Origin of the sequence: Spongiibacter marinus, assembly GCF_016906995.1 — a bacterium.
Lineage (GTDB): Bacteria > Pseudomonadota > Gammaproteobacteria > Pseudomonadales > Spongiibacteraceae > Spongiibacter > Spongiibacter marinus.
On record NZ_JAFBBD010000001.1, the window covers coordinates 178,412 to 191,738 of the forward strand.

General features: G+C 56.7%; 13 protein-coding genes. 6 read left to right on the plus strand and 7 right to left on the minus strand.

Annotated features, from left to right (window positions below):
• Positions 1-6: 6 nt before the first annotated feature.
• Both HNR64_RS00840 and HNR64_RS00845 read right to left on the minus strand, forming a co-directional pair.
• On the minus strand, positions 7-1,140 hold the full coding sequence (locus HNR64_RS00840; RefSeq protein WP_204994739.1) for an alpha/beta hydrolase family protein: 1,134 nt from the start codon (positions 1,138-1,140) through the stop codon (positions 7-9).
• Positions 1,141-1,276: 136 nt separating this feature from the next.
• Entirely contained in the window at positions 1,277-2,050 is a 774-nt protein-coding gene (locus tag HNR64_RS00845) for a ferredoxin--NADP reductase (protein WP_204994740.1), read from the minus strand.
• Between the two features lie 120 nt (positions 2,051-2,170).
• Between HNR64_RS00845 and HNR64_RS00850 the strand changes: the two genes are divergently transcribed.
• Complete coding sequence (locus HNR64_RS00850; protein ID WP_204994741.1) at positions 2,171-3,049, plus strand: LysR family transcriptional regulator; 879 nt, start codon at positions 2,171-2,173, stop codon at positions 3,047-3,049.
• A 16-nt stretch (positions 3,050-3,065) separates the two neighbouring features.
• On the opposite strand, the gene HNR64_RS00855 is transcribed toward HNR64_RS00850, so the two are convergent.
• Complete coding sequence (locus HNR64_RS00855) at positions 3,066-4,286, minus strand: multidrug effflux MFS transporter (RefSeq protein WP_204994742.1); 1,221 nt, start codon at positions 4,284-4,286, stop codon at positions 3,066-3,068.
• A gap of 90 nt (positions 4,287-4,376) precedes the next feature.
• Here HNR64_RS00855 and HNR64_RS00860 point away from each other — a divergent pair, with 90 nt between their 5' ends.
• Complete coding sequence (locus HNR64_RS00860; protein WP_204994743.1) at positions 4,377-4,865, plus strand: MarR family winged helix-turn-helix transcriptional regulator; 489 nt, start codon at positions 4,377-4,379, stop codon at positions 4,863-4,865.
• A gap of 16 nt (positions 4,866-4,881) precedes the next feature.
• Here HNR64_RS00860 and HNR64_RS00865 read toward each other — a convergent pair whose 3' ends face one another.
• The 3 genes from HNR64_RS00865 to HNR64_RS00875 all read right to left on the minus strand — a co-directional run bounded on the left by HNR64_RS00865 (position 4,882) and on the right by HNR64_RS00875 (position 8,318).
• Positions 4,882-6,519 (minus strand): ShlB/FhaC/HecB family protein, encoded by a 1,638-nt coding sequence (locus HNR64_RS00865; protein WP_204994744.1) that lies wholly within the window; start codon positions 6,517-6,519, stop codon positions 4,882-4,884.
• 38 nt (positions 6,520-6,557) lie between these two features.
• A complete protein-coding gene (locus tag HNR64_RS00870; RefSeq protein ID WP_204994745.1) occupies positions 6,558-7,397 on the minus strand; it encodes an OmpA family protein in 840 nt (279 codons plus the stop codon).
• Positions 7,398-7,571: 174 nt separating this feature from the next.
• A complete protein-coding gene (locus HNR64_RS00875; RefSeq protein WP_204994746.1) occupies positions 7,572-8,318 on the minus strand; it encodes a DUF4126 family protein in 747 nt (248 codons plus the stop codon).
• A 225-nt stretch (positions 8,319-8,543) separates the two neighbouring features.
• Here HNR64_RS00875 and HNR64_RS00880 point away from each other — a divergent pair, with 225 nt between their 5' ends.
• Positions 8,544-9,326 carry a DUF2889 domain-containing protein gene (locus HNR64_RS00880; protein ID WP_204994747.1) on the plus strand — a complete coding sequence of 261 codons (783 nt, stop codon included), beginning with the start codon at positions 8,544-8,546 and terminating at the stop codon, positions 9,324-9,326.
• Positions 9,327-9,523: 197 nt separating this feature from the next.
• Here the strand turns inward: HNR64_RS00880 and HNR64_RS00885 are convergent, their stop codons facing one another.
• Complete coding sequence (locus HNR64_RS00885; RefSeq protein ID WP_204994748.1) at positions 9,524-10,222, minus strand: SIMPL domain-containing protein; 699 nt, start codon at positions 10,220-10,222, stop codon at positions 9,524-9,526.
• Positions 10,223-10,340: 118 nt separating this feature from the next.
• Here HNR64_RS00885 and HNR64_RS00890 point away from each other — a divergent pair, with 118 nt between their 5' ends.
• From HNR64_RS00890 to rimK, 3 genes are all read left to right on the plus strand, one after another.
• Entirely contained in the window at positions 10,341-11,789 is a 1,449-nt protein-coding gene (locus tag HNR64_RS00890) for a coniferyl aldehyde dehydrogenase (protein ID WP_204994749.1), read from the plus strand.
• 146 nt (positions 11,790-11,935) lie between these two features.
• Positions 11,936-12,382 carry an ATP-dependent zinc protease family protein gene (locus HNR64_RS00895; protein ID WP_204994750.1) on the plus strand — a complete coding sequence of 149 codons (447 nt, stop codon included), beginning with the start codon at positions 11,936-11,938 and terminating at the stop codon, positions 12,380-12,382.
• Positions 12,383-12,419: 37 nt separating this feature from the next.
• Positions 12,420-13,325, plus strand: coding sequence for a 30S ribosomal protein S6--L-glutamate ligase (gene rimK / locus HNR64_RS00900; RefSeq protein ID WP_204994751.1), 906 nt, complete (start codon positions 12,420-12,422; stop codon positions 13,323-13,325).
• Positions 13,326-13,327 lie beyond the last annotated feature (2 nt).

Genomic DNA, 13,327 nt, shown 5'->3' on the forward strand with positions numbered 1-13,327 from the left:
AATGAGTTATGGCAGCTGTACGCTGACATCTGTTTGCTCGGCCGGCAGTTGCTCACCAAGAAAACGCTTAGCAGCCACACGCTGCTGCTGGCCTAAAGCGAAATGTGATTCTAAGAATGCATAAATCGCCAGGGTATTTAGCCAGTGCTGACGAATCGGGTTCATCGCCGTCGGCAGCGGCATCTGCGTACACAGCTTGGGCTGCTCAGCAAAAATTAAGCCCTCTTCCAGGCTGCCTAATTCGTGACTCCAATCATCGTCTTCGGTCTTTTCTAAGCCTTGATTGACTTGTCGGCAGCCCAAGCTGTCCGGGTTGTCCATCCATCGCAGGGCACGAGCCAAGCTGGCAAAGCCGGTGTGCGAGGCGCCATCAATGGTAACCAGTGTCGCACCGGGCACCCTCTGAGGAATATCGGCGGCATTATCCTGATAGCTGATCATCGGGTCTATGGGCGAGGCTACCATCATAAAAGGCAGTGGTCGGCTCTGGAAAAAAGCAGGGCCAAACATGTAGCTGGGGCCGGCAATCGACACCGCCGCACTGACACGGGGGTCGTGCAAACGCGGATGAAAGGCGACCATTGTCGATGTCATACCGCCCAGCGACAATCCAATCGCGGCAATACGCGAGTCGTCAATATGCTGGTAAAACTGGTTGCCCTGCTCGGCATTCCAGCTTAGGAATTGGTCAATCAGGAAGCTGATATCACCAGGCTGATTCACCACGTCTTTTACCAATGGGCCGCCAGGGGCATTAAAATTGGTAAGCGGGTAGTCCATTGCCGCCACAATATAACCGTGGCTGGCCAAATGCTCGGCCAAATAACGGCCGCCGGTTCGGTCCGACATAAAGCCGTGGCTATATATCACCAGCGGTGCGCGACCATGCAGCACCTCTGGCAGCCATATACGCGTTTTCAGCTCGCGCTCATCGCTACCGGAAAAATCGCCGTTCGCCTGCATAGGCCGCGTGTCGTCTACAAGCGTGACATCAAAAAATGTCACTTCTTGGGGGCCGGCTTGCAACCACTGCGCCGATGCCGAATCAGCCGCCAGAGGTTCAGGCTTTTTAGTAAAGACAAATACGGCGGCAGCCGCTCCGACGAGCACCAAGAGTGCCAAAAGAATTTTCTTTAACATATGCGGCTATCTTACGAGAAACAGAAAGCCGTAACTTAACAAGAGCCGCGCCGCGACTCCACATTCGCCATCAATATCGGGATAAAAAAGCAGCCAGAGGCAACTTTTTTATCCCGCGACCACGCCTCTCCCAGCCTCAGTGTTCAACAAATGCCCGTTCAATCACGTAGTGCCCGTAGTCGCCCGCGCGTGTTTCGCGAAACCCCAGGCTGTCGAGCAACTGCGTACTCTCCTTTAGCATGGCCGGGCTGCCGCACAACATGAAGCGATCATGTTCGGGATTCAGGGCCGGCAAACCCACATCGGACATGAGTTTTCCGCAGCGTATTAAGTCTGTTAAGCGGCCATTGTTGCGATACGCCTCTCGGGTTACCGTTGGGTAATACAACAGCTTTTCGCGCACCAGGTCGCCAAAGTACTCGTTGCCGGGCAGCTCTTCACAAATCAGCTTTTGGTAAGCCAGCTCGCTCTGGTAACGAACCCCGTGGGTTAAAATCACCTTATCGTACTGCTCGTAGAGCTCCGGGTCTTTAATTAGGCTCATGAAGGGCGCCAAACCGGTTCCCGTAGAGAGCAGGTACAAGTTGCGCCCGGGCAACAGATTGTCTGCTACCAATGTTCCGGTCGGTTTACGGCTCACCAGCACCTCGTCGCCCACGCGTATTTTTTGCAATTGCGACGTCAGCGGCCCATCGGGAACCTTAATACTGAAAAACTCCAGCTCGTCTTCGTAGTTAGCACTCACCAGGCTGTAGGCACGCATCAGCGGGCGTCCGGCCTGCGGTAAACCAATCATTGTGAAGTGACCGTTTTTATATCTGAATGAGGGGTCACGGCTGGTTTTAAAACTGAACAGCGTATCATTCCAATGGTGCACGCTCGTTACTCGCTCAGAACTTATCGTCTTCATTGCTCACCTCGCTGATACTGTGCTACTTGGCTGCTGCCATTGAATTTGCAGTTACTTTACGTCGCGGCTAACATATCGGTAAAACAACTTATTTGAATTTAAATAATCGGATCAATTGATATGCATTACACACTTCGCCAGCTAGAAGTCTTTCTCGCGGCCGCCCATACCGAGAACATCACTCGCGCCGCCCAACAGCTATCAATGTCCCAGTCCGCCGCGTCCAGCGCACTAAAAGACCTGGAGAAACAGTTTTCTATTCAATTGTTTGACCGCGTCGGTAAACGACTGCAAATCAACGAGTTAGGCCGCGCCCTCAGGCCGCAAGCAGAATCTTTACTCGACCAGGCACAGGCCTTAGAACACGCCTTTAAACAACATGACTGCATTGGTGAAATTAAAATTGGCGCTACGCTGACCATTGGTAATTACCTTGCCGTAGACATCATGGCGGAGTTCATTCAACGCCACCCCAGCGCCAGCGTGCAGCTGCATGTCGCCAACACCGAGGCCATCGGCCAACAGGTACTCAGCTTTAATTTGGATATGGGGCTGATTGAAGGCGAGTTCCAACACCCCGACTTGGAAGTAACGCCCTGGCGAGAGGACGAACTGCAAGTGTTTTGCAGCCCGTTGCACCCACTTGCCAAGAAAAGCTCACTGACGGACGACGACCTTGTAAAGGCTCAGTGGATACTGCGCGAGCCGGGTTCGGGTACACGCCAAGCGTTTGATCGCGCCATGCACGATCTGCTACCAAACATGACAATTGGCCTGGAGCTGCAACATACAGAAGCGATCAAACGCGCGGTCGAGAACGGCCTGGGCATCGGCTGCCTGTCACGCGTCTCACTGGAAGCGGCCATAGATAGCGGCCGCATCATCGCTCTCCCCACGCCGAGCCGAGACCTGCGACGCAACTTCTACTTCATTTTGCACCGCCAAAAATACCGCAGCGAGGGGATCATTCGCTGGCTCGAGCTATGCCAAAACAGTTAGGGCCTGTTAACAGGCCCTAGTGAGCCTCTGCATAACTATCCGCTTCCACCTGGCGAGCGTAGAGAGAGGGGCGCGGCAAGACTATTAGCGCCAGCACAGAGCAAAGCGCCATGGTTATCGTCATCGGCCACAGCTGGTCACTGACAAAACGCGTGGACAGGGCGCTGACAAGCGCGCCAATTAAATACTGGCCACTGCCCAGCAACGCCGAAGCAATGCCGCTGTGCTTGGGGAAAAAGTGCAAACAGCAGGCCTGGGTATTGCCCATAACCCCACCCAGAGCACCCACACTCACCACAATTAGCCCGACCACTAACCACAAAGGCGGGTTAAACGGTGTGACAAGCAGCAAACCGAGGCACGCCAGCCCCTGCAGCATCACCGCACCATAGAGTATTTTGGCCGCAGGCAAGGTATTGAGCAGATAGTTATTCACCCGGTTGGCGATCGCCAGGGTAACAATATTGGCCGCAAACAGAATCGAAAACACGGTCTCACTCTGCCCGTAGTGCTCCATATACACCACCGCGGAATTGACCAGGAAGGTCATCATCACCGCGAAAGTCAGGCCTTGTACCAACACGTAGCGCATGGCCACGCGGTGGCGCAACACATGACGATAGCGCTGCAACAAACTCTGCGCCGGCCCCTGCAATGCTGAGGCGTCGGTAACGTGGAGGAAGCGCCACGTTGCCAGCAGCACCACAGAGGCGTAGGCCGCCAGGGCAACGAAAACGGCTCGCCAGCCGCTCAAGGTATAGAGCAGGGTGCCCAGTGCTGGCGCGATGGCAGGCGCGAAGATCGTAATCAACGCGATCAGTGCGAACAGTGCGAACAGTTTGGCAGTCGCCTGCCCCTCCGTGTTATCGCGAATAATCGCCGGCACCACAACCGAAGCAAAGCCACCGCCGACAGCCTGCAATACCCGGGCAAACCAAAAGACCTCCAGGCTCTCAGCGAAGGCCAGAATTAAGCTGGCGACAAAAAAGATCGCCAGACCACCAAACAACACCGGCCGGCGGCCCCAGTAGTCACTGAGGGGCCCACCGCAAAACTGTCCAAAGCTCAGGCCCAAAATATACAGACTTACGGTGATCGCCAGCTGCTGCACCGGCACAGAAAAGTCCCGGGCAATAGCCGGAATTGTCGGCAAATACAGGTCGATAGCCAGAGGTGACAGGGCAAAAATCGACGCTAGCAGAAAGGTAATGGGCAGCGACACCGCTCGCGAGTTCATAACGGCTCCAGTTAGGCAAGCGAGCAGAGTAACTGGCAACTATCTTTCTAGCAAGATAAAATTCTGTTCCCACACGACGGAAACAGCGCGATGGACGACCGACGCATAGGCATTGCCGAGCTGCGTGAACAGCAACGCGAGAACTGGCCCCAAGCCTACAGAGATTGCCAACCTTCGATATTGAGACTGCTGCGAAGCGCCGATGACTATTTGCGTGCCGGCAGCGAGCAGCTAGCCAGCCACAACCTATTGCCAGCAGAGTTTGATGTGCTCGCGGCACTGCGCCGCCAACCGCCGCCGCACTGCGTTAGCCCGACAGCGCTGTGCAAGGCCTTGTTGATGAGCAGCGGCGGTTTAACCAAGCTGCTGAAACGGCTGGAAACGGCGGGCTTGATTGAGCGCCCTGCCAATCCCGATGATGGCCGCAGCCAATTAGTGAAACTCAGTCCTTCGGGAATACGCCGTGCTGAACAGGCGATGACAACACTTTGTGAGCTGCAAAAACAGTGGCTCGCACCACTGACTGATGATCAGCGCCAACAGCTTAGCCAATTACTGGATCAGCTGCTGGCACGCTAAGAGTGCGCTTAGCCGCCTACCACTGCCAGCGCAAGCTCCAATAGAAATCGACTTCCTTGCTATCCAGGCGCGCCTCGTCGTCGACGTCATCGGCCAGGGGCACTGCCGCCACCCAGTGACTACTCAAACCGTAGGGCATCTCCAAGCTCACCCCAAGGCCTGCATCGGCCAGGTTTTGCCACTCGCCGAGTTCATCGTCGGTGTCAGTAAACCTGGCGGCACCATACTCAACAAACAGCGCAGGCGTTAACGTAAGATCGCGCCATGCGTACTCTCGCTGAATCGCCATACTGGCGTGCACACCGTCATCGCCAACAAGCGTGCCCGGCAACCAGGCTGACAAGCTGCTGCCGCCACCCAGCACCCACTGGCGCTGCTGAGGCAGTTGCGTATTGTCGGACCATTGTCCCTGCGCCGACAGCCGCAACTCCGTGCTGCCATTCAGTGCAAGCGTCATCGCCACCGCGGGCTTGGCAATCAGATACTCGGCGCTGCGTCGGCCAATCGCAACCTTCGCTGTTGGCTCTTGGCCAAGACTGCCATCGTCATCGCTCAGCCCCAGCTCCGTGGCAAACTCCATTCGCGCGAATACCGGGCGACCCAACCACTGCTCGCGCAGGGTGTAGCGCGCACCGAGCTCCAGCGACACGAAGCGTTCCTCCAAAAGCGCATCGCCATCGGCTTGGGGCTCAATGCGTGAGTCCACATAGGAGAGGCGCTCAAAGACATTGAAACGGCGCAGGGGGTTACTAAACAGCAGTTGCTCACCACGCAGACTTGCCTGCTGAATCTCGGCATCCAGCGGCAGTGTCAGCACCTGCTGTTGAATAGGACAGCTGATCAATGGCGGCAGACAAAACCCACCCCCGCTGCTCGTTACGACAACTTCGGGGGCGCGCTCATAGCGAATATAGGATAGATCAATGCCGTAGAGCCCGTAGCGTAACGGCTGGTCGACGCTGACCTCGACTTGCTGGTAATCATCGCCATCACCGGTCTCACCCCAGTCGCGAATAACCGTTTGCGCATTGGCCTTCAGTTCGGTGCCAGTGGCAAAACGATGGGCAAGGCCCACACGGGCAAAATATCGCCCCAAAAACCGGCTACCGCGGTTATTGAGCTCCACATCAACATCCGTGGCATCGCTATCGGCAGCCTCGCGCTCTACGAAGTCCAGAATCACCTCGTTGTCGGCATGGGCCTCGTAGCTAATGCTGTACTCCAGCCCCGCTCGCTCCGCGTATATCGACGCGGGCACCCGAGCGCGGTCAAACTCGTGCAGCTGCAGGTTGTCATCACCGACCAGGCCGGAGAAAAAGTGGGTGAGCAAGGGCGCACCTCGAAGGCCCTTCACACGATTTTGGGAGACCATTACCGTCACGGTGTCGCCAAGACGGAAATAACTCAGCCCCACTAACAGGTGCCCCATATTGTAGTAACGGCGACTCAGTGCAGTGATCGCGGCAGAGGGGCTATCTGCGCCGTCCAGGATCGCCTGCAGCTGCGCCTCTGAAAGGTAAGGCGCTTCCTGAACACGCAGCAACACACCGTTAATCTCCCGCTGCACGTAGCTACCCTGGTATTGTGTCGCAAACTCGACTTGTTGTTGCGTCGCGAGCTGCGGCGGCATCACGGGTGGCAAATCAATTGCCATGTTCTTTCTCCTTAGACTGGAATTATCGGCGTCACTAACTATTCAGCTTTTAGGCGAAGCTCAACACGACGGTTGCGCGCCGGCTCGGCGGAACTTACCGGCTGCGCTTCGCCATACCCTCTTGCTCGCAAACGCTCGCCGCTAACCCCTTTGCTTATTAAGTAGTCGCGAACGGCTCCCGCACGGCGCTCAGACAGGCGAAGATTATAGGCCTCGCTGCCCGAGCTATCGGTATGACCGGCAATTTCAATGCGCCCCGAAGGCGCTTCACGCAGGACATCCACCACCAAGTTCAACACGGCTTTCGCGGACGGACTCAACTGCCAGCGGCCACTGGCAAAATGCACCCCATCCAGACGCAACGGGCTTGCCGATTCCAAATGACAGCCATTAGCCATTACCCGGCGTGACGGCGGTGTGCTTCGGCATTGGTCGTCGCGGTCACAAACGCCATCACCATCACCGTCGCGGCAATCGAGAGGACCGGTCTGGGCATAGGCAACTTCATAGCGGGGGTCACGGTACTCCACCTCACCCAGCGCTGGCTGATCACCACCCTCGGCAAGGGGCCCTGCCACCAGCGCCTGGCTCGCCGGCGCATCCATCGCCGCCAGCTGTGAGCGCTCGCGCTCAGACATTCCCAACCCAACGGGGGCTAGCGGTGCCATAGAAACTGAGTCTCCCGACAAGGAGGCGTCGAGCGCCAACACGGTTTCGTCCAGAGCCAGCCCTGTTGTATCGCTCACTGCCGTTAGCACCGGCAGTAAGCCTAATGCTCGGCTCAAGTCGGCCAGTAAACCAGCGTGAACAGGTACGCTGCTGCCCAACAAAACCAGGCCGAGAGCCAGCAAACGTTGGCGACAAAAAGGGCTGAACATGGGGCACTCTCTGTTGTTTTCAATAACGCGAATAGGAACGACGGTGCGTGACCCCAACCCAATCGGGCTGAGGACAGCGACATTATGCGGCAACAATGAGCAAAAGGCAGCTTCGGTCTGGGGTTTGGAGGCATTTCCGCCGGGCTTTGAGGCTCCCAACCCTGTGCGCAGGGCTTAGCTTCGCAATAGTTTTTGCTTGGCCTGCGCGAACTCATCATCGGTAAGGCTGCCGGAGCGATGCATGCCCTCTAACTCTTTGAGCGAGTCTGCCAGCGCCTCGCCCTCATCTGGCGCAATTTCCTGCTCGGCGGCCTCGCTTAAGCCCAGCCACTGCCCCAATTTGCGGAATATGCGCGCGATGCCACGCCACAATTTCGGCAGCAGCCAAATCAGCAATAACAAGAACAGCACAAATAGGATCAGGAACACCAGCGGGTGATTCAAGGCCATCCACAGGCCACCAAGCACGGCGACATCCTCGCCGATCGAGGCCGCCCAATTGCTTACCGGCTCTGGCGAGGTATTGATCAGCATACGGCTGCTGGCTTTCGCAGCGTGGGTTACCGACGTCACCGAGCCGCCGACAATGCCCGCAGCGAGTTGCAGCGCCGGGCTCACATCACCCAATGAATTAGCAGCCAGTAGCGCCCCGGCGGGAATACGGATAAACGTATGCAGCGCGTCCCAGCCGGTATCAACACCGGGAATTTTATCGGCGAAGAATTCCACCCCGTACATCAGACCCGCAGCCATAATCACTGCCGGGTCTTGCACGACCTGTAAATTCTCAGGCAATACGATGCCGCCACTGGCACCGCCCAAGCCCAATACCAAAATTGCCGCATAGAGATTCAAGCCACTGGCCCATGCCACCCCCATGGTCAGTGATATCAGGCTAATTAGCTGTTGATACTCATCCACTTGTCGTTCCTCGGCCAGGCCAACAGATTTGCTGCAATCCCCCCTAACTGGCATCGGCGCGGAGAGAATCAGCCGTTATTCTGCGCAGTCACCAACATACTGAGAATAGGCGCGAAAAGCCACGCCGTCAGCGAGTGACCTCATGCGTCACCCAAATCGACCGGAACGGTCAATCACTGCACGCGCAGAGCGGGTAGTATCAAGGGTTGAGCTTGGAGAAATACCATGTCGACCTACAACAGTTATCCAGAGAATCCCAACTACGGAAGCGGCTGCTTTCGCCGCCGAATACAGCTGCGCGCCTCTGAGTTTCAGGTGATTGCCGAATTGGAAGACCACAACCACGGTTTTCGCTTAACCCTGGACCACGACGGCAGCACGGTAACCGCCATCAATGCGGAGACACTGCGCATTCCTTTTTCGACCTGCCCAGGCGCCGTCACGCCACTGCAGGGCTTGGTGGGTTTGCCCGTCACGCAAGACAGCCAGGTACTGCTTGCCCACAGTAATCCAACCGCCAATTGCACCCACCTCTACGACCTCTGCCTGCTCGCCATTGCTCAGGCAGCACGCGGTGAAGGTAAACAGGTTTACGATATGCGCATCGATGATGAAACCGGTGAGCAAGGCGGTATTGCCGAAGTCCGCGTCAACGACGAGCTGGTGCACCGCTGGCGCTGCCGTGATTGGACAATTCTCGAGCCCGCCGAATTCGCAGGGAATGTCTTGTTCAAAGGCTTTACGGCCTGGGCCGGTCGCGCATTTCAGGGAGAGGAGCAACGCGCCGCCTTCGCCTTACAGAAGGCCTACTTTGTTTCCAGCGCGCGGCGATACGACCTGGACGCAATGGCCGGCGAGGCGGCTAATGATTCGCGAGAGGTTATGTATGGCGCCTGCTATACCTATACCTCGCCACAAATAGAACAGGCCTATCGCATGGCCGGCACTGTACGGGATTTCAGTCATGCCGAGCAGCACTTGTTAACGTTCAAGGACGTGACACCTTGAGTGAACCATACCCGCCTGCGGCCAGCCATTACAGCGATAGGCACAATTACGAATATTGTGACATGGGGGCAATGGCTATAGTGGAGTCATGCTTAACAGCGACCGCTTCAATGCAAGCAGCCGCTAGCGAACGTCTCCATAGTAGCACCCCCGCTTGGCACCCATATGATGGGTGCTTTTTTTATGCCCGCCGCGCGCTAGTCGAGCAAAAACACCAGCGACAAGCGCGACGACACGGTTTCTTTACCCAGCAGCATCGGCGCATCGGCACTGGCCTTCGCCTCCATCATCATCACACCGGGGTTGCCACGCGGCACCGCCGGCGCACTGCTCGCGTCAATGCGGTACACCTTGCCCAGCTTGCGACCCAGATTACTGGCCAGCACCGTCGCCCGCTGGCGAGCGTCAGCCACCGCAGCAAGCAGGGCACGCTCGGCCAACACGTCGCGGTCGGCGACAACAAATTGCACCTGGCCCAATTCAGTGATGCCTGCCGCCATCAAACCATCCACAAGATCCCCGTAGCGGCTCAGGTCAGCCAGCGAAATATCGACATGGCGTTCGACCCGCTGTCCCCGCAACCTGCGCTTACCGTCCTCCCAGACATAGTCGGGGTGAACTCGGATCTGCGATGCACGAATAGCCGTATCAGCAATGTCTTGTGCACGCGCGGCCGCCAGTACCGCCGCCACGCGTCGGTCGACGTTGGCTTTTGCCGCAGAGGCCGTGCTCTGCGTGTCAGACACCAGAAGACGCAATTCGGCGCTATCGGGCAACGCTTCAACTTCACCGTAGCCCTGCACAACAATATGGGGATCATCGGGGAGCGCCGATGCCAACAGTGGCAAAGGCAGGCACACCGACAGGCTCAGCAGTACATTTCGCAACAAATTCATGGGACTGGGCTTCCTTCTCTGAATCATTCCATAATCACACCGGCGGCAATGCCCCGGACAATAATATGACGCCGTTATAAACGTGCGTCACCACCACTCATCAAGCGGGAGAACAACAATGAACAGTCAGGTTGACAACAGCGCAGCAGAAAATATCCAGCGCATCCTAAACAAGCAACGCAATGCCTACATTGCCGGCGGCGCCGTCAGCGCCGAAACTCGCATCGACCGACTGACGCGCGCGATCGATTTGATCTTCGACAACCGCGACGAAATTGTCGCGACCCTGAGTGAAGACTTTGGCCACCGCAGCAGCCATCAGTCACTGATGTCTGACATTTATGCCACTATCGAATGCTTAAAGCACAGCAAAAAGCACCTCAAAAAGTGGATGAAGCACGAAAAACGCAAGGCCCCCTTCCCAATGAATCTGTTAGGTGGCAAGGCGCGTGTCGAATACCAGCCCGTGGGCGTTGTCGGCATTATCGGCACTTGGAATTTCCCCATTAATACGATCTTTTCACCGCTGGCGGGCGTGCTGGCCGCAGGCAACCGCGCGATGATTAAATGCTCGGAAGTCACACCCAAAACCGGCGAGCTGGTGGAAAAACTGGTTGCCAAATATTTTAAAGAAGATGAGCTGGTTGCCATCAACGGTGGCCCCGATGTGGGCGCCAGCTTCTCAGCGGCCCCCTTCGACCACATCATCTTCACAGGCGCGACCTCCATCGCTCGCCATATCATGCGCGCCGCCGCCGACAACCTTACGCCGGTCACGCTGGAGCTGGGCGGTAAGTCGCCAGTGATAATCAGCGACAGCTACGCGCTACAAGAAGCCGCCGAGCGTATTGTGAACGGCAAAATTCTGAACGTTGGCCAGGTCTGCCTATCGCCAGATTATGTGTTTGTGCCAGAAGCCAAGCTTGAAGACTTTATCAGCGCGGTAATGGACCACCTGGGCAGTCTGTTTCCCTCACTGCTGGACAACGCGGATTACACGTCCGTGGTCAATGGCCGCCACTTCCAGCGCTTACAGAGCTATCTGGCTGACGCGCTCGAACAAGGTGCTGACGTTCGCGAGTTCAACCCTGCGAATGAAAACTTCGACCAGCAGGAGGGCACTCACAAACTGCCGCTAACCGTCATTGTTAATCCCAGTGACGAGCTCAAGGTCATGCAAGAGGAGCTGTTCGGTCCCATTCTTTGCGTGAAGAGTTACCGCAAGCTCGACGACTGTCTGGACTATATTAATGCCCGCCCCCGGCCCCTGGCGTTGTACTACTTTGGCAAAGACGACGCCGAGCAGCGCCGGATTCTCGACCACAGCATTAGCGGCGCAGTGACCATTAACGACGTTATCTTCCATGTTAGTTGTGAAGACCTGCCCTTTGGCGGCATTGGCCCTAGCGGCATGGGCAACTACCATGGCGTCGATGGTTTCCGCACATTTAGCCACGCTAAAGCGGTCTACAAACAGAGTAATCTCAACTTTCAAAAGCTGGGCGGCATGCTGCCACCCTACGGTGACAAGGCAGACAAAACACTGAACGCCATGATCCGTAAGTAGCACCCTGTGCGGCCGCCCGAAACGGCGGCCGCATTTACTGAAAATAGTCCTTCTCCTTCCCCCCCGAGTTCGCGCATAATCCGCGCATTATGCTAGGGTCAACGCTATAACCCTTTATACCGTCAATACAGCGTGAGGCTTATCGCTTGGCAGCACCTCTAACAACACAAAGCGTTCTTGGTTGGCGAGAATGGGTTGGCCTGCCCGACCTGGGCATCAGCCACCTGAAGGCAAAGGTCGACACCGGCGCCCGCAGTTCGTCCCTCCACGCCTTCGACATTCAAACCTTCGACCGCGACGGCAAGCCCTGGGTGAAATTTAAAGTACACCCTCAGCAACACGACGACACGGAAACAGTTTGCTGCGAAGCCGAAATTAAAGACTACCGCCAGGTGACCGACTCCGGCGGTCACCGCAGCATGCGTTACGTGATTGAAACGACCCTTGCGCTCGGCGATCAGCGGTTGTCTATCGAGATGACCCTCGCCGACCGCTCTGACATGCTGTTTCGAATGCTCATTGGGCGCACGGCAATGAAAAACTATATTGTCGACCCCAGTCGCTCTTACTGTGCGAGCGAGCCCCAGCCTTAACCCACTGCGCACCGAAGGTGCACGGAGAGTACCGACTATGAAAATCGCCATACTGTCACGCAATAGCCGCCTTTACTCCACCCGGCGACTGGTCGAAGCCTGCAAGGAAAGGGGCCACGAAGTGCGCGTGCTCGATACACTCAAATGCTATATGGAGCTGAGCTCTAACGAGCCTGCGGTGTGGTACAAAGGCGAAAAGCTGGAAGATTTCGACGCCATTATTCCGCGCATCGGCGCCTCTATCACGACCTATGGTTTGGCGGTTATCCGCCAGTTCGAAATGATGGGCACCTACAGCCTGACCGAGTCGGTGGCGCTGGGCCGCTCCCGAGATAAATTGCGCGCCCTACAATTAATGTCGCGCAAAAATATCGGTATGCCCGTAACCAGCTTCGCCCACGACGTGCACAACACCAAGGAACTCATTAAATTGGTGGGCGGTGCACCGGTCGTCGTCAAACTGCTCGCGGGTACTCAAGGGCGGGGCGTGGTGTTGGCAGAAACCGCCAAGGCCGCCGAAAGTGTTATCGATGCGTTTCGTGAGCTCAAAGCTGATTTTCTCGTCCAGGAGTTCATCAAAGAAGCGGGCGGCTCTGATGTACGCTGCCTGGTCATCGGCCGCAAAGTGGTGGCGGCCATGCAGCGCACCGCGGCGAGCGGCGAGTTTCGCTCCAACCTTCATCGCGGGGGTAGCGCCGAACTCACCAAGCTGACGCCGGCGGAGCGCGCCACAGCGGTCAAGGCCGCACAAATTATGGGCCTGAATGTCGCCGGGGTAGATATATTGCGCTCCTCGCGTGGCCCTCTGGTTATGGAGGTCAACTCCTCCCCCGGACTGGAAGGGATTGAAACGGCCAGCCGCAAGAACGTCGCCGGTGAAATCGTCAAGTTTATCGAAGAAAATGCTGGCCCTAATAAAACTAAAACACGTGGCCGAGGCTAAAC

Coding starts and splice junctions, on each gene's coding strand:
- HNR64_RS00840 (WP_204994739.1), bottom strand. CDS start 1,140: ATGTTAAAGAAAATTCTTTTGGCACTCTTGGTGCTCGTCGGAGCGGCT.
- HNR64_RS00845 (WP_204994740.1), bottom strand. CDS start 2,050: ATGAAGACGATAAGTTCTGAGCGAGTAACGAGCGTGCACCATTGGAAT.
- HNR64_RS00850 (WP_204994741.1), top strand. CDS start 2,171: ATGCATTACACACTTCGCCAGCTAGAAGTCTTTCTCGCGGCCGCCCAT.
- HNR64_RS00855 (WP_204994742.1), bottom strand. CDS start 4,286: ATGAACTCGCGAGCGGTGTCGCTGCCCATTACCTTTCTGCTAGCGTCG.
- HNR64_RS00860 (WP_204994743.1), top strand. CDS start 4,377: ATGGACGACCGACGCATAGGCATTGCCGAGCTGCGTGAACAGCAACGC.
- HNR64_RS00865 (WP_204994744.1), bottom strand. CDS start 6,519: ATGGCAATTGATTTGCCACCCGTGATGCCGCCGCAGCTCGCGACGCAA.
- HNR64_RS00870 (WP_204994745.1), bottom strand. CDS start 7,397: ATGTTCAGCCCTTTTTGTCGCCAACGTTTGCTGGCTCTCGGCCTGGTT.
- HNR64_RS00880 (WP_204994747.1), top strand. CDS start 8,544: ATGTCGACCTACAACAGTTATCCAGAGAATCCCAACTACGGAAGCGGC.
- HNR64_RS00885 (WP_204994748.1), bottom strand. CDS start 10,222: ATGAATTTGTTGCGAAATGTACTGCTGAGCCTGTCGGTGTGCCTGCCT.
- HNR64_RS00890 (WP_204994749.1), top strand. CDS start 10,341: ATGAACAGTCAGGTTGACAACAGCGCAGCAGAAAATATCCAGCGCATC.
- rimK (WP_204994751.1), top strand. CDS start 12,420: ATGAAAATCGCCATACTGTCACGCAATAGCCGCCTTTACTCCACCCGG.